Below are 21,371 nucleotides of genomic sequence, written 5' to 3'. Positions count from 1 at the left end.
TGGTGATGGACCTACCCGCCCTTTCAGCGCCACGCTGCTCCCCTCCTGCCCATGCAAATCACCGCGTCTGATCGATGGTCTGATCGCGTCATCCAGCGCTGGCGTTGGATACTTGCATTCTGGGTATTGGCGAGCGTGTTGCTGTTTTGGGCCGCTCCCAAATGGGACAAAATTGCCTACGACGGTGACTTTGACTATTTGCCGGCAGAGATGACCAGCGTTGCTGCAGGGAAATTGCTTGACGAAGCGTTCCGTCAAGACCGCAGCCGCAGCGAGATTGTTTTGGTGTTGGGCAGAGACCACGGTGACCTCAAAGAATCGGATCTGGTGGTCGGACTGGATCTCTTGCGCCGACTGCATCATCGGCTTGGCGAAGTCTGTTGGCAAAACGCAATCACGCGTTTCGGCTACGAACAAGGTCCGATCGATGAAGCCGGAGAGGCAGGCCCCTGGCTGCGACAGGCCTTGGACTCGTTCAATCATGCGATCGACATTGACGAACGTTTTTACGAGAGCATTACCGACCAATTGCCCGATCAAGAACCGACGTTGGTTCAGCCGAGACTGGCCATCGCGTATTGGGACCGGGCCACTCTGTTGGAACGTATCGGAGATCCTGAGAACTCCGCCGCGAGTGATTTTCAGGATGCGCTCGTTTTGGTGCCTAGCATCAAAACGGATGTCACTCCGATCCAGTCGCGAGATTTGTCTGCCTGGCAGTCCATGATGGATGTCCTGTCGTGGAATGATCCCGTGATCGGATCGCGACTCTCCAAACCCGGTGCTCGGCTCACCGTGGTTCAATTGCGCAGCGAACTGGCTGCGACCAGCAACATCACCACCGTGGAAGCGATGCGTGGGCTGTTGAGTGAGGTTCTCAACGACAGCAGCGTGAGGACGGAGCCGGGGTTGCGACTGGAGATGACAGGGTCGGCCGCAATCGGAGGTGAGACACTGATCGCCGCGCGTGATGCGATTCGGTACACCGAGTCGATCACCGTGGTCATGATCCTGCTGATTCTGATCACCGTGTACCGCGCGCCTTTGCTGGTCGCCATCCCGATGGTGTCAATCGGCTGCGCCGTGGTCGTGTCCACTTCACTGATTGCCTTGCTGGCCGGTTGGTCATTGAATGAAACCGTTCCGTGGCTGGACGTTCGGATTTTCACCACCAGTCGAATCTTTATCGTCGTGATTCTGTTCGGTGCGGGAACCGACTATTGCCTGTTTTTGATCTCGCGTCTGCGAGAAGAGGCCGGGAAGTATCCGTGGCCAGAGGCATGCCGGAAAGCTCTCTCTGGTGTGACTGGCGCGTTACTGGGCAGCGCCATGACAACGGTCGTCGGACTGGGAATGTTATGGATTGCGCAGTTCGGAAAGTTTCATTACACCGGCCCGATCATTGCGATCTGTTTGCTGGTCGGATTGTTGATCTGCACCACGCTCACCCCCGCGTTGTTGAGAGCGTTGGGGCCTGGCGTCTTTTGGCCATCCAAGGTGTTGCAGAACACGGAGCCCCCGGTTTCACTCTTGGGACAGGGCACCAGTTCGCAGAGCGCCACGATGGGAGGGGGCGTATGGTCATGGATCGCCCTGATGATCACGCGTCGCCCTTGGCTGGCGATGGGCATCGGAATGGTGGGTTTGATTCTGCCTGGAATTTATGGGCTGGTCAACGAGTCCAACGTGACCTACGACTTGAGCAGCCAACTGAGTTCGACATCAGGCAGTCGACGTGGTTTCCGTCTGCTCGCCGATCACTTTGAAATCGGTGAGATCAATCCGGTTACCTTGTTGTTGGTGCGTCCGGATGCGGTTCCTCGTGAACAGTTTAAGAAGGAAATCAAAAAACTGTCGGATACGCTGTACCAACAAGAGGGCGTTGCAACCGTTCGGACTTTCAGCGATCCATTGGGAGATTTTCCGCCGAATCGGGAAATGAGCATTCTCAGCAGTGATGCGTGGAAACGACGTGCTCTGCAGAAACATCGCATCGCGCAACGCCACTTCTTTTCCACCAATGCCGAACTTTCTGATCGCTTGGCTCGCTTGGATGTGATCATCCACGGCGATCCATTCTCCAACGAGACAGCGAGCCTGGTTTCGGCTCTGGATCAGAAACTCAACGAGCTAGCCGCAGACGATGATTCGGTATGGAAAGGGTCCAAAGTTTATCTTGCGGGAACCACACCATCGATCATCGATCTACGGAGCGTCACGCTTTCGGACAATCGGCGGATCAAGATTGCCGTGGTGCTGGCGGTGTTTGTTGTGCTGCTGTTGGTCATTCGACGTGTGATGCTGTGCGTTTACTTGATCGCAACGGTATTGCTCAGCTACTACGCAACACTTGGTCTGACGGCTTTGTTTTTTCAACAAGCCTATGGTAGCGAATTCGTCGGCTTGGACTGGAAGCTGCCGCTCTTTCTCTTCGTCATCCTCGTCGCCGTGGGCCAAGACTACAACGTTTACTTGGTGACGCGAATCTTGGAGGAGCAAGAGAACCTGGGCTGGCGCATCGCGCTGCGTCGCGCGGTTGCCAAAACCGGCGGGATCATCACGGCATGCGGACTCGTGATGGCCGCGACGTTCTTTAGCATGACGTCATCGGCATGGTTCCCGCAAATCGCCGCTTGGTTTGGTTACCACAGCGGCACGGGAGTCGGACTCAAGGGAATCATCGAATTGGGCTTCGCCCTGGGCCTGGGGGTCTTGATCGACACCTTTTATGTGCGAACGATCTTGGTACCCAGCTACGTCTCCCTGACCGGACGCTTGGCGTCGTCGGGCGACGCCAAGACTGCCGTGAGTCACCCTGATGATTCCCAGGGTAATGCTTAAACTGCTTTACTTTTCAGCTGGAGCGTCGTCGGTCGTGTCGCCCGACTTTTCTTTCGCTTTGGATTTGAGTTCATCCAAGAACGGCATCAGGCGTTTTTGTTGACGAGGATCTTCCGATGTATCCACGGCTTTTTGCTGTGCCTCGATCGCCTCGGTGTAGTTCTCGTTGACCGAGTGAAGCTGAGCGACTGTGTTGTACAGCAGCGGCAGGAACTCTTTGGGAGCATTGGGGATTTCATCGGAAAGAGCAGCGACGGCATCTTTTGCTAACGCACGAACGTCGCCTCCCTGTTGGTGCAGCCCGTAGAGCGAGTAGGAGAATTGGCCGATCGCGCCAATGTTCCCTTTCATCTTCTTTAGCTCATTGCGGTAAAAGGCAAGGACCTCATCGGTGACCTTCCCTGCAGAGAGCATCAGGCTGTAGCGAAGGGAGGTCCAACGCTCTTTCAGTTCTTTATCGTCCGTGGTTTTCAATTGCTCCTCGGCCATGGCGATTGCTTCGTCGAACTTGCCATTGCCGGCGAGTTGTGACAATTTTTGCATCGACTCTTGGAACTGCTTCTCCTTTTCCAAGACCTTCTTATATGCTTCCCGGTCCCACTTGTCCGCGATCACTTCTTCCAACGGTTGGTCCAATTCCATCGGGTGCCCGATCCATTCCACTTGTCCGGTCTTTCCGATCAGGAATGAGCACGGGATGCCGTCTTGATTGGATGCTTCCATGTAATCCTCGTACACGGAGCGATCGGGATCGACGGTCAACGTGTACGGTGCGGTGATTTCAGCGAAGGTCTTCTCAAGGTCAGGATTCGTTTGGCCGAGCAAATCGTTGACCTCCTTAAGAGTCTCCGAGGACACGCTGATGATCTGCACGCCCTTGTCGCGATATTTGTTTTGGAGATCTGCCAAGTGCGGCATGCTCATGATGCAAGGCCCGCACCACGTCGCCCAAAACTCGACCACGTACACCTTGCCCTTTTTGAATTCGGTGACGTGTTCAAATTGTCCGTTTCCATCTTGGACCCAATGCTCGATATCCAGCTTGGGTGCTTTGGAACCGATGGTCAGCGAATCTGCAGCATCCGCCGATGTCGTGACCGACATGGCAAGGGCAGCAAGACAAATCAGAGCTATCAATGGTTTGCGTTTCATAGTGCAACAGTATTGAGAGAGAGTATGGGGGGGGATGGGGTGGCTGGGTCCAGGCGAGAGCCGGATGGGCCGAGTTCATGGCCGTGGGCACCACGGGTGAAGGGCCCATTATCCTACGCGAGTTTCGAGCTTCTGGCCCAGATCGATCGTCGATTTATGGTCCGATGTCAGTAGACAATGGCGAATTGCGATGAAACTCCGTCATCGTTAAGCATCGTAATGCCGTCTGGCGGGTCATGAGCGGTAAATACTCCACCTGTGAGTCATTCTTTATGGGTGTCAAGGTGCCGATAGCGGGCTGGGCGAGAGTCGTCACGGCGACCGATTCCTTCTCAGCAGCCGTTCTCTATACTGCACAGGCGATGAAACAGTCGATGAATCATCATCTTTGCAAAGGAAAATTTGCACTGTGGGCGGAATCGCAACGGATGATCAATTGCCCTATTTGACCGAGTTTGATGTCGCTTTCTGTACTGCCCCGCTTCTACGCGCGAACCGTCTTTTATCCCACCCTGGCATGGAATTACCTGCTGGGTCGGATTCTCAAGCGTCGCCGATGGTGGGACAAGATCGACAGCCACGTCATCGTTGGGGCTTATCCGTTCGCAAGCGATGTCGCGTCCCTGCGTGGAGAAGGCGTCCGGGCTGTCGTGAACACCTGCGAGGAATATGCGGGGCCGATTTCGGAGTATGACAAACACGGTATCGAACAGCTTCACATTCCGACGACCGATTTCACTCATCCGAGTCTCGCTGCTGTGAGCGAAGCCGTCGAATTTATCCAAAAATACAAGCTTCAGAACGATGTGGTCTACATCCACTGCAAGGCCGGGCGGGCTCGCAGTGCAACGGTGGCGATTTGCTGGCTGATCAAATACCGCGGCATGTCGATTGAGGAAGCCCAGCAGCATTTGCTTCGTTCACGGCCGCACATCAATCGAAAGCTCGCCTTGCGACCGGTCGTGCAACAATTCGCCGCGAGCCTGGAAGATCGGTAATCGAGAGTCCCAGATTTTCGTGCGCCGCCGACAAGCTTTACGTAATCGCCCCATCGCAGCCTCGTCAGGATTCTCTTTCAAATACGGGCCGTAACCTCTTGGACATTTTCGTGACAAACCCCTCCCTCGGGCGTTATGATGGTCGGACTTACCGCGAGCACTCGTCTGACCTGCGACCGGTGCAGTGAGCTCCGAATCGTCGACCCTGTGACCCAAGACGGGAACTGTGCATGTCCGCTTCGTCAGAACAACCGATTGTCGCACCGATCACTGACTCGATCACTGAAACGGACGCTGACGAATTGAAGTCGACCCTGCAGTTGTGCATGCTACCCGGATTGGGGCCGAGAACGTTGAGGTCGTTGTTGGATTATTTCGGGACACCGGAACAAGTCCTAACAGCCAGCGGTCCACAGTTGGCGGCCGTTCACGGTGTGGGGCCGAAGCTGATTCATACGATTCGAACAGCGACCCATCATGTCGATCCCAACGAGATCTTGTCTTGGTGTCGAGAGCACGGTTGTCGGCTGATCTGTCGAGGCGGGAAAGACTACCCGCAGGGCTTGGAGGATCTGGTCGATGCTCCGCCGATCTTGTTTGTTCGAGGGTCCCTCGACGCGGCCGATGAAATGTCGGTTGCGATGGTGGGCACCCGCCACGCCTCGACCTACGGATTGCAGCAGGCCGAGCGATTGTCATACGGATTGGCCCGCGCCGGCGTCACGGTGATCAGTGGTTTAGCCCGCGGCATCGACACGGCGGCGCACAACGGAGCGATCAACGGGGGTGGCAGGACCATCGCAGTGCTGGGCGGCGGCCTGGGGAAAATCTATCCCAAGGAGAACGCGGGCTTGGCAAAGGCGATTGCCGCCGACGGTGCGGTGATCAGCGAGTATGCGCCTCATGCGACGTCACGTGCGGGAATGTTTCCGCAGCGCAACCGATTGATCGCGTCGCTTTCGTTGGCCACCCTGGTGATCGAAGCTCCTGATCGCAGCGGTTCGCTGATCACAGCCAACTTGGCTGCCGAGCAGAACCGCACCGTGTTGGCATTGCCTGGTCCGGTCACCAGTCGAACGTCCAGGGGAACCAACCAGCTGATTCGCGACGGAGCGGTCTTGATTCAGACGGTCGACGACATCCTGGAAGCGTTGGGACCGATGAACCGTCCGGTATCGACCGCCGACGGAAACGAGGTGCGAAATCCTGCTGAATTGAAACTCAATGAACTGGAACGACAGGTTTTGAGTGCGATTGGTGAAACCAGCACACCGATTGACTCCGTGATCGCCGCGAGCGGCTTGCCCGCCCATCGAGTCGTGGCAACGATCAGCGTTCTGGAGATGCGCCGACTGATTCGCCGTCTGAGTGGTCAATACGTCTCGCGTGTGTGAAAGTCTCCCACGTGTCGCGACGCTTCAGTAGACAGCTAATGCTCTGACCGTTTCGACTCGCCCTTTGTAGAAAACGCATTGGCCGGGTTGCAAGGATCTGACGGGGCGACAAATCTGATCGACCGGCAACATTCTCGTAGGACGATCGCGATAAACGATCACAAACCGTCTGGACTGCAACGCGATGATCACGGCATCGCAATTCGCCAGCGACACCGGCACTTTCTCTGACCGCTGATCACAGGGGTTGCTGGGTCTGCTGTCCACCATGGTTGGCTCCGACGGATCTGTGTGCTGATGTTCTTTGGCAGTCTCTGCCATGCAGTGACACGTCTGGTCACACGCCAATCGTCCGATTCGGTTTCGAAGCGGCGACTGCATGTCGGTATGACCCTCACCTACAAGGGTCGGACTGCGGAAGAAATTCCATTGATTTCTCCTGATTCCGATTTGCGTCCTATGTTTTCTAAGGATCAGGGTTGCGTCGCATAAACCGACAAGAGTCTCACGCTCTCCCTGACCCGCACAACCATCAACATCCCAACAATTTGCACGCGGGCCGAACGCTGATGCGCGGGAATGTTCACGCGGAAAACGTGAACACGACACCCGACGGTCATTCGACACTCGAATCACCGCGGTCGACCCATCGTATTGAGCAAACCATCGGAAACCAGTGACCAAGGAAAATAGCTATGGCGACTCGCAGCCTGCCCGGTAAGCCCGAAAACAAACAAGGTCAGTTCGAGGAAATCAAGCGTCGCATTCACGGCAGGCTGGTCGACAAACTCGACCTTTCGCGTGTCGGTGACATGAAAGGTGATACGCTACGTCGAGAGATCCGCATCGTCATCGAGCACCTCTGTGACGCCGAAGAAACACTGCTCAATCGTCAAGAACGCGAACGAATCGTCGAAGAGGTTCTTGATGAAACGTTCGGCCTGGGGCCTTTGGAGTTGATCCTCAAGGACCCAGCGGTCAGCGACATTCTGATCAACGGCCCGAAAAGCATTTACGTCGAAAAAGGCGGCCAAATGCAGAAGACCGATGTCGAGTTTCGCGACGGCAAGCACTTGCTGCAAATCATCGACCGGATCGTCAGCAAAGTCGGTCGCCGTGTCGACGAAACTTGCCCCATGGTCGACGCCCGATTGGAAGACGGCTCGCGGGTCAATGCGATCATCCCGCCGTTGGCTTTGGACGGAGCAGCGGTCAGTATTCGTCGTTTCGGCAGCAACCCGCTCAAACTGGAAGACTTGCTGAACTACAAAGCGTTCACGCCTGAGATGGTGATGTTACTGGAGGGATGCATCAAAGCCCGTTTGAACATGATCATCGCCGGCGGTACGGGTTCGGGAAAAACGACATTGCTCAACACGCTGTCGTCATTCATTGGGCACAGCGACCGGATCGTGACGATCGAAGACGCGGCTGAGTTGCAGTTGCAACAGGATCACGTCGTTCGATTGGAAACTCGCCCACCGAATATCGAAGGCAACGGTGCCGTCACCGCGACTGATTTGGTCAAGAACGCCCTGCGGATGCGTCCTGAGCGAATCATCATCGGCGAATGTCGTGGTGGAGAAACACTCGACATGTTGCAGGCCATGAACACCGGTCACGACGGTTCGTTGACGACGATCCACGCCAATACCCCGCGTGACGCCGTCGCGCGTCTGGAAACGCTGGTGATGATGGCCGGTTTCGATTTGCCCGTGAAAGCCATTCGTCAGCAAGTCTCCGGTGCGGTCGATGTGTTGATCCAAGCCAACCGTCTGCAAGGCGGTCCTCGTCGCGTCACTGCAATCACCGAAATCGTGGGGATGGAGCAGGACACGATCGTCATGCAAGACATCTATCGCTTTATCCAAAAAGGTGTCGGTGAAGACGGCAAGGCCTACGGATACTTTGAGTGCACCGGCGTGCGTCCTTCCTTCATGGACAAGCTCGAGTCCGCCGGTGTTCGCTTGCCCGCCAGTGCGTTCCGTGAACGCATCATGTTACAAGCGTAAACATTAAAGAAACACGTGACCGCCGGATGAACGGATGCCTGGCGGTTGGATGCTATCCAAACAAAGCCCGTTCATTTTCCATCCTCACTCAACTCCCTCTCAGCAAGCCGTAGAATCATGAGTGGTATCGTCATCATTATCGCCATCGGCGTATTCGTTGCATCGATCGTAGCGTTCGCCGCCAACGTGCTTGTTCCGGGAGGCGACAACACGGCCACGGAAGACCGCTTGGCCGAAATGGCGTCACGTCGTCGAGGCGGTCCAAAGAGCACGGGCAAAAGCGATGGCATGTCGCTGCTGCAAGACGGCGGATTTGACGATGCAACCGGTTTCGTGGCCAACGTGATCAAAAGCCTGCCGGGTATTCGGGATTACCTGGAGCAAGCCGATGTACGGATGAAGCCGGCTCATTTCCTCGGGATCGTCGTCGCAGCATTTTTCGGTGGTTGCGTGCTGACCGTCGCAAGCCCCTTTCCTCTGCTGGCACCTTTTGTCGGTGCCATGTTCGCCGCCGTTCCCGTGGGATGGTTGTTGATCAAACGAAAGCGTCGTCTGGCAAAATTCGGTACTCAATTGCCCGAGGCACTCGAGCTGATCGGACGATCCCTGCGAGCGGGCCACTCGCTCAACGCCGGTTTCGGATTGGTCGCCAGTGAAATGGAACAGCCTTTGGCCAAGGAATTCGCCAGGGCCTTTGAAGAACAGAACTTCGGGATTCCGTTGGACGAAGCGATTGAGGACATGGCCGACCGCGTGCCGAACATGGACCTTCGCTTCTTTGCCACGGCCGTCATCCTGCAGCGTCAAACCGGCGGTGACTTGGCCGAAATCCTGGACAAGATCGGGCACCTCATTCGTGAGCGTCTGATGATCTTGGGCCAAATTCAAGCACTCACCGGAGAAGGCCGGATGAGCGGCGCGGTGTTGCTCGCGCTGCCTCCCGTGCTGTTCCTGGTGATGTTGAAGCTCAACTACGAGTACGTCATGACTTTGTTCACCGACGAACTCGGACGATACATGTTGTGCGCCGCCTTGGTGACACAAATCATTGGTGCATTGGTCATCAAAAAGATCATCACCATCAAAGTCTGATTCGCAAAACGCCGCCCGCCGCTTTCACACCATTTCAATTTTCGTCGGATAAACGGACCCCCCTTCGATGTTCAGCCTCATTGCATTCGCCATCGACCCCATCATCATGATCACCGTGCCCATCTTTTTGATGGTCACCGGAGGAATGTGGTTTGTTTTTGTACGAGTCTCCGGCGATGACAAGCCGCGTGCCGAAGCTCGGTTGGAGATGATGCGCAAACGACGTGGCCCCCAGATGGAACTGTCCGAGCGGGAAAAACAACTCAACAAGTCAGACGCCCTCAATGCGGTGCTCGAAAAGGCCACTTCGCCGTTGGGTGACAAGCTTGCCGGCAACGAGAAAGAAATGGGCAAGCTCCGTGAGAAATTGATGAACGCAGGGTTTCGTCGCGAGTCCGCACCGGTGGTCTTCAACGGAATTCTCTTCATCTCAACGGGAGTCGGGCTGTTCCTGGGCGGTGTCGTTGGGGTGATCGCTGATGGTCTCACTCAAGGCATGGTCCTGAAGTTGGGCGTCGGAATGATTGCCGGATATGGTATTCCCAAGTTCGCCCTGGACTTTCTTGCCAAGGGGCGAATGCAAAAGATTTTCTTGGGCCTGCCCGACGCTTTGGACTTGATGGTTGTCTGCGTCGAAGCAGGTCTCGGGATGGATCAAGCGTTGCGAAAGGTCGCCGAAGAAATGGAAAAGAGCCATAAGGAGATCGGTGAGGAATTCAACATCGCCAACAAACAACTTCAGCTCGGCCGATCGAGAAACGAAGTGCTGCAGGCACTGGGTTTCCGAAGCGGTGTGGACGACCTGAAACAACTCGCCTCGATCCTCATTCAGGCCGACAAGTTCGGCTCCAGCGTCGCCGCCGCACTGCGTGTGCAAAGCGATTCGATGCGTACCAAACGACGTCAAATGGCAGAAGAAAAAGCAGCCAAGACCGCGGTGAAAATGATTTTCCCCCTCGTGCTGTTCATCTTCCCAGGGATCTTCGTCGTGCTGGTGGGACCTGCCGGTATCAGCATGTATCGAAACATGCTGGAAAACCAGTGATCCGATAGCGAGATGCTGGATCAATGAGGCAATCGGGCTTTCACCAGTTGGCATCACGCCAACGGGTCACCTCAACCTCACCGGATTGCAGCAAACGGACACGCACTGCGCCCACGGTCGCGGTGACGTGTACCTCGCTGCCGGTCGTCATCAGCATTTGAGCGACCTCCGGTCTGCCCGCGCGACGACCTCCGCTGACCACGACGTGTCGGGGGCGGGACCACCGCAGAACGCTTTCGGCATCCATCGTCAATGATCCATGGTGCGGCGCCATCAAAACGCCACCGGGATCGGGACGCGGTTGATTCAACAGGATTTCCGTCCCCGGCGGCTCCAGATCACCGGGCAAGGTGAGTGATTTCCGCCCAGTATCTGCTGATGTTCCTTCACGGTCGATCTGCAACACCAAACTGTTCGCATTGTCGCTGCCCGGGATACGTTGCGACGGGTGCAGCACCTGCATACCTTGGGCAATTTCCTGTCCAGCAACAACCTGCCGAACAAAAACCGCATGACGTTGAATGCTTTGCCGGATCACCTGCAAACCGATCTCGGGCTGATCAAGCATTTTTTGCGGCGTGATGACTTCAGCGACAGAGAACCGACGCAACAGGCCGGGCAACGCGTTGTAATGATCTGAATCCGCGTGCGACAAGAACACTCCGTCCAGATGCGTGATACCCAGCGACCAAAGCGCCGTGTCGATGTCACGGCATCCGTTGGTTTCGTTTCCCATGTGACCACAGTCGTACAGCCAGTTTCGACCGTCGTCGGTTCGCAGGATCACGCTCGTGCCATGTCCGACGTCCAGGAATGTCGCTTCCACGCTGCCGGCAGGTTGAGGTGTCGGCGTCGTTGCCAGCCACCAACCGACGAGTATCCATCCAAACATTCCAAGAATTCGCAAGCGAGTTGCAGTGATCGATTTCCATGCCAAGGAAGACGCCAGGGCAACGTACAGGATGATCACCCACCATGTCGGCGGTGATGGCAACCAAGCATGCCCCTGCGGCACCGCGGACGCGGCTTCGATCACCCAACGCATGTAACGCAACGACAAGTCGCAGACCCAACCCGGCATCACCGCCAACGGCTCACCGACCATCGAAGCGATCACGGTCAAGACGCCCGCCGGCAGTGCGACGAACAGACCCGGCGTCAGCAACACGTTGGTTGCCACGCTGACCCAAGAGATCAAATGGAACTGTTGCCACACCAATGGCAAGCTGACCATCGAGACACAACCGCTGAACCACGCCATTTGCCCCAGTCGCGAAAGAGTCCACTTGCCGTATCGCCAGAAAGCCGACCGTGTGCCGTCAGCCAACGCATCGAATCGTTCTTCGACTTTCAATGTCTGCTCGACGGCGCGGCTCTTTGTCTTGGGGCGTTGACCACACAGCATCAATGTCACCACCGCCAGGAACGACAGATGGACTCCTACCGAAAAGACGTTTTCAGGATTCGCGATGATCAGGACCAATGCCGCACCGGCCAGTGTATTGAGTGGTTGCGTCGGACGCTTGACCCACATCGACAACAGGACAGCCGCCACCAGCACGGCTGCCCGCATCACGGGCGGTCGATTGCCTGTGATGGCAACGTACAGGACGCAAACGGCCAGCAGCCAAAAGAACTTGGTCTTGAATCCCATCTGCAGCATCGTTGCCATCCCGGATGCCAACAGCACGATGATGGCCAAGTGCAGTCCGCTGACCGACAGCAGGTGCGCCGTACCGGTCTCCAACAGTGCATCTCGCGTATCGTGGTCGACAAACTCACGTTGACCAACAACCAGTGCGACCGCCAGCGGGCCGCTTTCTTCTCCAGCGTGTCGCATCAATGCGTCGCGGCCGTGACTGGCGATCGACGCGGTCATTCGCGCAAACCATTTGTTGCTCTCCTGCAGCACGACGATTCCTGTGGCATCACGAACATCCACACGTCCGTGGAGTCCGCGGCGTCGGTAAAATCCCGACATGTCGGGCTCACCTGGATTGGTCGGCCTTTTGAATCGGCTGGCGATCCCATAGACTTCGATTCGATCCCCCGGGCGACGGTGCCCCAAATGGTCGTCCACAAAAACCAGCACGCGTCCGTCCGTCGGCTGATAACTCATGCCGACCCGAATCGAATCCAATTCGACGTCGATCTGGCTCTGCCATGGGGAGGCGTCGCGTCGTCCGGGTGAATCGGCCATCGGATTACGACGAATCGAGACAGGACGTACGATGCGTCCCCGCAACATTGACGGTTCCGGGGCGTCGGTCAGAAAGCTGGCAATCGACTTGGAACGATAGGTGTGATCCGCGACGGCATGCCACATTCCAGCCAACGACCCCACGATCGAAAAGACCGCTACCGCGCGAACCGTCGGCGAACCTAGAAAACCGGCCACTGCCGCCGCAACCAAAACGATCGACCAGCACGTCATGCTGACCCACAGTCCCGTCATCAGCAGGGAATCGATGACCACCGCAGAAGCGCAGAAACTGGCCGCCCACAGCAACGGAAAACGATGCAGCGACGATCTCACGTTCCGATACGGTACGATCATACGCCGCATCGAGAGACGTGCCCTGTTTTCGGACAATGCCCCAGACAAGAATCACCCTTTCCCTGTCGTGTATGATTCAACCAACGTCGCCAAAACCAACTCTCACTCGGATCACCATCATGTCTTTATATCGTGTTTTTGAGAGCATGTTTGTGCTGCCAAGCCTGCTGCTGACACTGTTTTTTCAAACCAGCCTCCATGCCCAAGACTCCGCGCGGCCTATGAAATACCCTGAAACGAAGACCACAGACGTCAACGACGAGTATCACGGACGCAAGGTCGCCGATCCGTATCGTTGGCTGGAGGATACCGAGAGCGAGGCGACGGCGGCGTGGGTGACGGCTCAAAACGAAGTCACGCAAGCATATTTGGATACGCTGCCCTCGCGAGCACCCATGCGAGAACGGTTGCAGCGACTTTGGAACTATGAGCGATATGGCCTGCCCCGTCGTCGCGGCGAAACCTATTTTTACACTCACAACGATGGTCTCCAGGACCAGGACGTTCTCTATAAAGCTGACTCGCTGGATGCCCCACGTGCGGTGTTGATCGATCCCAACACGCTCAGCGACGACGGGACGGTCGCTCTCGCAGGAACTGCGGTGACCGACGACGGAAAGCTGATCGCCTATGCGTTGGCCGACGGCGGCAGCGACTGGAGGACATGGAAAGTACGAAACGTCGAGACCGGCGAAGACACCGGCGATGTCGTCCAATGGGTCAAGTTCAGCTCGATCGCGTGGATGCCCGATGCCAGCGGATTCTTTTATTCGCGTTACAGCGAGCCGGTCGATGGTGGTGAGTTGACCGCCACCAACGAAAACCAACGCATGTACTTTCACGCCTTGGGGACACCGCAAGCCGACGACCGATTGATTCTCGAGCGGCCCGATCATCCCAAATGGGGCTTCTCCCCCGCTGTGACCGACGACGGTCGCTACCTGATCATCCAAAACTGGAAAGGCAGCGAGCCCAAAAGCCAAGTGTTCGTCAAAGACTTGCGAAACGCTGACAGCCCCATCCAGGATCTGATCACAGGATTCGACGCCGAGTATGAATGGGTGGGGTCCGTTGATGACACGCTCTACTTCATGACCGATCACGAAGCGCCACGACGCCGCGTGATTGCCGTCGACACCAATGCACCGCAACGCGAAAATTGGGTGGAAGTCATCGCGGAGACTGAGGACGTGATCGAGTCCGTGAGCTTGTTCGGCGAAACGTTCTACGCGGTGACACTGCATGATGCTCGCAGCAAGGTCAGTCGCTACCGTATCAATGGCTCATCCATCGGTGAGTTCACGTTGCCCGCCGTCGGCAGCGTCGGAGGTTTTGGCGGTCGCCAGGACGCCAAGGAAACGTTTTACAGTTTCACAAACTATGTCACCCCCTCAGCGATCTATCGGCTGGACTTGACCACCGGCGAAAACTCGCTTTGGAAAACCCCCAAGATTGATTTGGAGGTGGATGACTTCATCACGGAACAGCTTTTTGCCACCAGCAAAGATGGCACCAAAGTTCCCATCATCGTCACCCGCCGCAAAGACAGCCAACTCGATGGCAGCAACAAGACACTGTTGTACGCCTATGGCGGTTTCAATATTTCGCTCACGCCATCCTTTTCGCCGGCCAACGCCGCTTGGGTGGATGCAGGCGGCATCTACGCCGTGGCCAATTTGCGTGGCGGCGGTGAGTATGGTCGCGAGTGGCACGAAGCTGGGATGCGGCTGGGCAAACAAAACGTCTTTGACGATTTCATCGCCGCAGCGGAACACTTGATCGATCAAAAATACACTCAGTCCAAGCATTTAGGGATTCGTGGCGGCAGCAACGGCGGATTGCTCGTCGGTGCGGTGATGACGCAACGGCCGGAACTGTTCGGTGCCTGCTTGCCAGCCGTCGGCGTAATGGACATGTTGCGTTTTCAGAAGTTCACGATCGGCTGGGCTTGGGTGGCGGAGTTCGGCAGTAGTGATGAAGCCGACCAGATCGACAATCTGTTGAGCTACTCGCCGCTGCACAATCTCAAGCCGGGGACTTGCTATCCGGCAACACTGATCACCACGGCGGACCGCGACGACCGAGTCGTTCCCGGTCACAGTTTCAAGTTTGCCGCTGCCCTGCAAGCCGCCCAGTCATGTGATCATCCGACACTGATTCGTATCGAAACCAGGGCCGGCCACGGTGCAGGAACCCCGGTCAGCAAGCGGATCGATGAGTACGCAGACCTGTGGGCGTTCTTGATCGAGAACCTCAAATGACCGCATTGATGGATGGCCTTTGCCCAGCATCAAGGCGGACGATAGGCGGCGCGACGTGAAATCCGTCACGCGGTCATTGCTGTTTTGGTTGATCCTGTCGTCCGGGCTCGCCTTTTGGTGGCCTCTGGAGCAGACCGGTTTTGATCCCTTTGCGTCGACCGGTGTGCTGCTCTGGTCGTTGATTGTGGTGACCATGTTCTCGCTTGGGACACTCGTTCGCAGTGACGAACTGGTTCCGCTACGGCGGCATCCTTGGTGGGTGGTGCTGGGGGTTGCCACACAAGTCTTGGTGATGCCTGCTGCTGCTTGGCTGGCGACTCTGGTGATCCCGATGGATCAAGAGATCGCCGTCGGGGTCATCTTGGTCGGTTGCGTGCCCGGCGCGATGGCATCCAACGTTCTGACCCGGACCGCGAGCGGTAGCGTCACCTACTCCGTCAGTCTGACCACCGTCGCAACCATCCTTTCTCCCTTGACCGTTCCACTGATGCTAAGGCTGACGTTAGGAGAACGAACGGATGTTAGTTTGATGAAATCATCCTTGTTGCTGAGCGTGCTGGTCGTGTTGCCGACACTGTTGGGATGCTGGATTGCACATCGCAGCGAGTTCTTTCGACGCTCAGCCGACCGCTTTGCAGGAACCATCGCTTCGCTGGCTCTGCTGTGGATCATCGCCACGGTCGTCGCAGGCAATCGTCATCGTTTGGAGCAGATCAACGCAAGCCTGTTGATCGCCTTGTTGATGGTCAATCTGCTGGGGTATGCCGCGGGCTACGCGGTGGGAGCGATCGCCCGTTTGCCTGAACGACTTCGCCGCGCTCTGACGTTGGAGGTGGGCATGCAGAACGCGGGCTTGGGAACCGGGATTGCGGTTTCCTTGTTGGGAATCGACACGTTGGCGACCATCCCCACGGCTGCCTACACGTTTGGATGCATGCTGACCGGAACGATGTTGGCCGTTGGTTGGAGTCGCGTGGGGCTCCCCAACGAATCTGGTGAGGATGGATGAACACTCGGTCCATCAGAGCCGTTTAGGTGAATGCGAGGGGGCATCTCTGCGCGAGTCACCGTTTCGTGATTGGCAAAACGTTTTACGGGGCACGCTATCGACTTGGAAAGTCGAGCGACGATAGGCAACCGTCGTTCGACATTCCAAGTCGAAAATGAAGGCCACCATACGCCCAAGCAAGAACGATGTGCCCCGAGACGTGCCGTATTTCGTCATGCAGAGCATGACCTACGAGATGTCGTCGGATTCGGTCTCGGATTCAGAGTTGGAATCGGACTCTGAGTCTGACTCGGAGGTGTTCATCCCCAGTTGACGCATCTTGCGATACAGGTTGGAGCGGTGCAGGCCCAACAGCGAGGCGGCTTCGGTCATGTTGCCACCACACGACTCGATGGCGCGTTTGATGTGCTCGATCTGAAAGATCCGCGTCGATTCGGACAATTCATGCGGGGTGTCAAAGCGTCGCGACACGAGCGGTGCGCCGGATGGAACCGCCAGCCTGGAGCCGGGTGATGTCGCCAGCGACAAGTCATCCGCCGTAATCTGTGATTGCGTGACCAAGTAACAAACGCGTTCCATTGTATTGCGCAATTCGCGAATGTTCCCCGGCCAAGGATACGACAGCAATGCCGACTTGGCTGAATCGGTGAGCGTGGGAGCTTGTCGTCCGATTTGGTAACAAAAATGTTGCAGGAAATGTTCTGCCAACAGCAACACATCGTCACCGCGGTCACACAAGGCTGGCAGCGTCAACGAGACGACGTTCAATCGAAAATACAGGTCTTCGCGGAAACGTTTTTCCACGATCATTTGTTCCAGCGGCTGATTCGTTGCCGCGATCACGCGGACATCGACGGGGATGGTTTGTGATCCGCCGACACGGACGACCACTTTTTCTTCCAGGACACGCAGCAACTTTGCTTGTCCGCCAGGGCTCATGTCCCCGATTTCGTCTAAGAACAGAGTTCCACCATTGGCGAGTTCGAACTTACCGACACGGGTTTGGTTGGCATCGGTAAAGGCACCGCGTTCGTGTCCGAACAATTCGCTTTCCAGCAACGATTCGACCAACGCCGCGCAGTTGACCGCGATGAAGGGGCCGCTGCGACGATCACTTTGATAGTGCAGGTGCCGAGCGAGGACTTCTTTGCCGGTGCCATTCTTGCCAAGAATCAACACGCTCAAATCGGTTCGAGCGACTTTGTCCGCATTGATGCGCACTTGTCGTACATCGGGATGGGCTCCGATCAGTTGCGCATCCGATGCTGCGTCGCGGACCAATCGATCGCATGATTCAGACAACTGACGTCGTGCCCCGGCGGCTTGGATCGCGACCGCGGCATGCTGTGCCAGATCGGATAAAACCAACGCATGTTCTGCATCGAAGATGCGGCCGCGATGATTGATCGCTTCGAACACGCCAATGATCTCGTTTCGCTGACCACGCATCGGGACAGCGACGAGTGAATGCGTCTGAAACGCATGTTGGCGATCGACGCTGCGGTTCACGCGAGATTCATCGTCACTTACACTGTTCCAAATCTTGGCTTCGCCGCTCTGCAGGACTTCGCCGACCACGCCGGCGTCGTCGGAGACCTCCAACGCTTTGTCTTCGATACCCAACGCGGGGCGACCGATCAGTTTCTTGCGACGTTTGTCCCAGAGAAAGATACTGGCACGTTCGCACTGCAGCAGTTGAGTCGCCGTGTCTGCAATGTGACGCAGCAGTTGCTCGTCATCGTCGATCTGCAACCATGCAGCCGATGATTTCAGGACAACGGCCAACTGGCCGATACGTTTGGATTTCAGCTCGGAATCGGCAATCAATCGAATGCTGTTGGCCAGCAAGTCGACCATGTGATTCAGGCTGCCGCTGGACAGACTCAATCGCTTGGTGGATTGCAACAGCAGGACCTTGGGGGGGGTGACCCACAGCGGTGAATCCGACGCCGTACTGGTTTGGCGGATGAGGCTGGCGCACCAGGAATCGGTGATCGTGGGCTGGGAGCGGTCGAGCGTTTCCTCCAGCAAATCGGTCGGCAATGTCACTTGCGGTCCGGTCCAGTGTTGGCAGCGCCAGGTGCCTGCGTCGTTGATCACAACGCCGCCAGACGCCATGCCGACGGAGCTGAGCAGATCGGGCAGCGTGACCGAAAGCAGTTTTTCGGAGGAATCACAGTCGACCAGTTGGGCGACCATTTGGGACACGGCTTGCAACCATGCGGTCGTATCGGTTTTGGTTTCGGGGTGCGTCATCATTGTTGGAGCCACGTCTTTGCCTTCATCGAGTGATTCGCACCAAGCCCACAATTCGTTCGGGATCCTGGTGGGACTATCATTTCTTGGCAAATAGACGAGTGCGGTTCATCCACGTTATCTTGTCGAGTTCCAGTGTTCGTGATCGGATGTGTGCGGCATGCCGGCTATCATCTGTGCCATGTCGGCACGGTTTTGATTTTTCTGCCGACACACGTGTTTCTTTGGTTAATGAAAGACATTTGAGATGCAATTCAAAGGTAAAAAAGGACTGATTCTGGGTGTGGCCAACGATCATTCGATCGCCTGGGCTATTGCCAAGGAGATCATGGACGCGGGAGGCGAATGTGGTTTTACCCACTTGCCCGACCGCCCAGATGACGAAAGGCAGCGAAATCGCCGGCGAGTCTCGCAGTTGACCGATCAATACGAGAACGCAAAGTTCCTGTTGCCTATGGATGCGCAGAAGGATGACGATATCCGCTCTGTGTTTTCCCAAACCGAGGAAAAATTCGGAAAGATTGACTTTCTGCTCCATTCAATCGCCTTCGCAGACCGCGAAGACCTGGCCAGAGACACGATCCATACCAGCCGAGACGGTTTCAAACTGGCAATGGATGTCAGCGTCTACACCCTGCTCGCTTGCGCCGCTGCGGCCAAGCCGATACTTAATCCGGGGGGTGCGATCGCGACCATGACGTACTTCGGCGGCGAAAAATGCGTCCCTGGCTACAACGTGATGGGCATCTGCAAAGCCGCTTTGGAAGCCGCGATGCGGTATCTGGCCTACGATCTGGGACCACAAGGCGTCCGCGTCAACGCGTTGTCAGCCGGTCCGATCCGCACCTTGGCCGGCCGCGCAGCGGGCGTCGAAGAAATGTTGAAGCTCTACGAATACATGGCGCCGATCGGACGCAACGTCAGTCACGAAGAGGTGGGGCGAACCGGCGCGTTCCTGCTGAGCGAAGCCAGTAGCGGAGTGACCGGAGAGATTCTGCACGTCGACGGCGGCTACCACGCGATGGGCAGCCCCGGCCGACTACTTGATCGCGTGAAAGACTGACCTGTACCGAAATAGAAACAGGGCCAGTACAAAAACAGGGCCAGTACAAAAACAGGGCTCCGTCCCCACTGTTCACTACTCTCTACTCTCTCCGCATCAAAGGATTCCTCTCATGGTTCGAACCGCCAGCACGATGATGCCCCTGGGCACGTCCGCGCCTGATTTTTCGTTGACCGACACCGACGGCAGCACGGTTTCGCTCGCTGACTTTGCCGGCAAGAAAGCTTTGTTGGTGATGTTCATCTGCAATCATTGCCCCTACGTCAAACACGTTGCCGATCAACTCAAGACGCTTGCCGACGACTACTTGCCCAAAGACGTGGCCGTGGTCGGCATCAGCAGCAACGACGCGGACAAGTATCCGGATGATTCGCCAGCAGCGATGGCGGAGGAAAAGGCTCAGCGGGGCTACGCGTTTCCCTATCTGTACGATGGTGACCAGAGTGTGGCCAAGGACTATGCGGCTGCATGCACGCCAGATTTCTATCTGTTCGATGGTGAGCAAAAGCTTGTTTACCGAGGACAGCTCGATTCATCTCGACCGGGCAGCGACATTCCGGTGACCGGACAAGACCTGCGGGCAGCCATCGACGCCGTTCTGGCAGGGACAGCTGTGCCGAGCGAGCAAAGAGCTTCGTTGGGATGCAACATCAAGTGGAAGGAAGGCAGCGAGCCACAGTACTTCAATCCCAACGGCGTGGGTTGAGTCGATTTGAAATCATCATCAACTCATCTCGTGCATCGGATCGCGTGAACCTTGTCCTACCTGCAAGACCTGACGCTTCGTCTGGCGATGGGTGCGGCCCAATTGGAGCCAGCGCTGAGACAGACGCACGCGAAGTGGTTGCAATCGAAGCAGCGCGAGGACGGCGGATTTGCCGGGCGTGAGGGCGCTAGCGATCCGTATTACACGGCGTTCGCACTTCGCAGTCTTTGGGTGCTCGGCGCGTTGACCCCGGAAATCGGACAACGCGCCGCGGACTTTCTGAAAAGCTGTTTGACGAGTCGACAATCGATCATTGATCTGATCTCGCTCGTCTTCGGTGCCGCGATTTGCGAAATGGCCGTCGGCGCCGTGGTGATCAGCGACGACGACACGACTTGGGCGGACAATGTGGATCGTTTGCTATCCACGTTGCGAACCGATGACGGTGGATTTGCAAAGAGCCCTGAAGGCCGCGCGGGCAGCACGTATCAGACGTTTCTCTCCGTGTTGTGCTACGAACTGATGGACAGAACGCCCGAGGCTCCCGAAGACATCGTGCGTTTCATTCGCTCGCAAGCTCATCGCGACGGAGGTTACTTGGAGATCCGTGCGGCCAAGCGTGCGGGCGTGAACCCCACAGCCGCAGCGATCGGCACGATCAAGACGATGGGCATCTTGGACCCGAGTCGTTACGCGACCACGATTGAGTTTTTGGCGGAGATGCAGTCCGACGAAGGCGGCTTGTCGGCCAACACACGAATTCCCTTCGCCGACTTGCTCAGTTCATGCACCGGATTGATCACTCTGGTAGATCTGAACGCGGCTGATCAAGTCGACGTACGGGCGATCCGCCGCTACGCCGAGTCGATGCAGTCACCCGGCGGAGGATTCACGGGTTTTGCATTGGACCACACTGCTGACGTGGAGTACACGTTCTACGGCGTCGCGACGCTCTCGCTGTGCGCCACGTTGGACACCTAAAACC

15 protein-coding genes are annotated in these 21,371 nt (G+C 56.7%); 11 read left to right on the top strand and 4 right to left on the bottom strand.

Annotation, left to right across the window (positions count from 1 at the left end):
* Positions 1-51: 51 nt before the first annotated feature.
* On the top strand, positions 52-2,841 hold the full coding sequence (locus tag Pla52nx_RS04905) for an MMPL family transporter (protein ID WP_146519963.1): 2,790 nt from the start codon (positions 52-54) through the stop codon (positions 2,839-2,841).
* 6 nt (positions 2,842-2,847) lie between these two features.
* Here the strand turns inward: Pla52nx_RS04905 and Pla52nx_RS04900 are convergent, their stop codons facing one another.
* Complete coding sequence (locus tag Pla52nx_RS04900; protein ID WP_146519964.1) at positions 2,848-3,993, bottom strand: redoxin domain-containing protein; 1,146 nt, start codon at positions 3,991-3,993, stop codon at positions 2,848-2,850.
* Between the two features lie 458 nt (positions 3,994-4,451).
* On the opposite strand from Pla52nx_RS04900, the gene Pla52nx_RS04895 reads away from it, so the two are divergent.
* Positions 4,452-4,991: a dual specificity protein phosphatase family protein gene (locus tag Pla52nx_RS04895; RefSeq protein ID WP_146519965.1), complete on the top strand. Its 540-nt coding sequence runs from the start codon at positions 4,452-4,454 to the stop codon at positions 4,989-4,991.
* Positions 4,992-5,221: 230 nt separating this feature from the next.
* Positions 5,222-6,385: a DNA-processing protein DprA gene (gene dprA, locus Pla52nx_RS04890; protein ID WP_146519966.1), complete on the top strand. Its 1,164-nt coding sequence runs from the start codon at positions 5,222-5,224 to the stop codon at positions 6,383-6,385.
* A gap of 24 nt (positions 6,386-6,409) precedes the next feature.
* On the opposite strand, the gene Pla52nx_RS04885 is transcribed toward dprA, so the two are convergent.
* Entirely contained in the window at positions 6,410-6,655 is a 246-nt protein-coding gene (locus Pla52nx_RS04885; RefSeq protein WP_146519967.1) for a hypothetical protein, read from the bottom strand.
* Positions 6,656-7,080: 425 nt separating this feature from the next.
* Between Pla52nx_RS04885 and Pla52nx_RS04880 the strand changes: the two genes are divergently transcribed.
* From Pla52nx_RS04880 to Pla52nx_RS04870, 3 genes are all read left to right on the top strand, one after another.
* Positions 7,081-8,397 (top strand): CpaF family protein, encoded by a 1,317-nt coding sequence (locus Pla52nx_RS04880; protein WP_146519968.1) that lies wholly within the window; start codon positions 7,081-7,083, stop codon positions 8,395-8,397.
* A 117-nt stretch (positions 8,398-8,514) separates the two neighbouring features.
* Entirely contained in the window at positions 8,515-9,489 is a 975-nt protein-coding gene (locus Pla52nx_RS04875; protein WP_146519969.1) for a type II secretion system F family protein, read from the top strand.
* Positions 9,490-9,556: 67 nt separating this feature from the next.
* The gene (locus Pla52nx_RS04870) at positions 9,557-10,534 is read left to right on the top strand and encodes a type II secretion system F family protein (RefSeq protein WP_146519970.1); all 978 of its coding nucleotides are present in this window, start codon (positions 9,557-9,559) and stop codon (positions 10,532-10,534) included.
* 40 nt (positions 10,535-10,574) lie between these two features.
* Here Pla52nx_RS04870 and Pla52nx_RS04865 read toward each other — a convergent pair whose 3' ends face one another.
* Complete coding sequence (locus tag Pla52nx_RS04865; RefSeq protein ID WP_231741953.1) at positions 10,575-13,070, bottom strand: DNA internalization-related competence protein ComEC/Rec2; 2,496 nt, start codon at positions 13,068-13,070, stop codon at positions 10,575-10,577.
* Positions 13,071-13,237: 167 nt separating this feature from the next.
* On the opposite strand from Pla52nx_RS04865, the gene Pla52nx_RS04860 reads away from it, so the two are divergent.
* A complete protein-coding gene (locus Pla52nx_RS04860) occupies positions 13,238-15,352 on the top strand; it encodes a prolyl oligopeptidase family serine peptidase (protein ID WP_390620383.1) in 2,115 nt (704 codons plus the stop codon).
* Between the two features lie 55 nt (positions 15,353-15,407).
* A complete protein-coding gene (locus tag Pla52nx_RS04855; protein WP_197454566.1) occupies positions 15,408-16,361 on the top strand; it encodes a bile acid:sodium symporter family protein in 954 nt (317 codons plus the stop codon).
* Between the two features lie 228 nt (positions 16,362-16,589).
* Here the strand turns inward: Pla52nx_RS04855 and Pla52nx_RS04850 are convergent, their stop codons facing one another.
* The gene (locus Pla52nx_RS04850; protein ID WP_146519974.1) at positions 16,590-18,620 is read right to left on the bottom strand and encodes a sigma-54-dependent Fis family transcriptional regulator; all 2,031 of its coding nucleotides are present in this window, start codon (positions 18,618-18,620) and stop codon (positions 16,590-16,592) included.
* 244 nt (positions 18,621-18,864) lie between these two features.
* Here Pla52nx_RS04850 and Pla52nx_RS04845 point away from each other — a divergent pair, with 244 nt between their 5' ends.
* From Pla52nx_RS04845 to Pla52nx_RS04835, 3 genes are all read left to right on the top strand, one after another.
* The gene (locus tag Pla52nx_RS04845; RefSeq protein ID WP_146519975.1) at positions 18,865-19,680 is read left to right on the top strand and encodes an enoyl-ACP reductase FabI; all 816 of its coding nucleotides are present in this window, start codon (positions 18,865-18,867) and stop codon (positions 19,678-19,680) included.
* 112 nt (positions 19,681-19,792) lie between these two features.
* Positions 19,793-20,386 (top strand): thioredoxin family protein, encoded by a 594-nt coding sequence (locus Pla52nx_RS04840; RefSeq protein ID WP_146519976.1) that lies wholly within the window; start codon positions 19,793-19,795, stop codon positions 20,384-20,386.
* 51 nt (positions 20,387-20,437) lie between these two features.
* Complete coding sequence (locus Pla52nx_RS04835) at positions 20,438-21,367, top strand: prenyltransferase/squalene oxidase repeat-containing protein (RefSeq protein WP_231741954.1); 930 nt, start codon at positions 20,438-20,440, stop codon at positions 21,365-21,367.
* The last annotated feature ends 4 nt before the right edge of the window (positions 21,368-21,371 follow it).

This window comes from Stieleria varia (assembly GCF_038443385.1).
Classification (GTDB): Bacteria; Planctomycetota; Planctomycetia; order Pirellulales; family Pirellulaceae; genus Stieleria; species Stieleria varia.
This window is presented reverse-complemented; position numbering and strand designations above follow the sequence as displayed.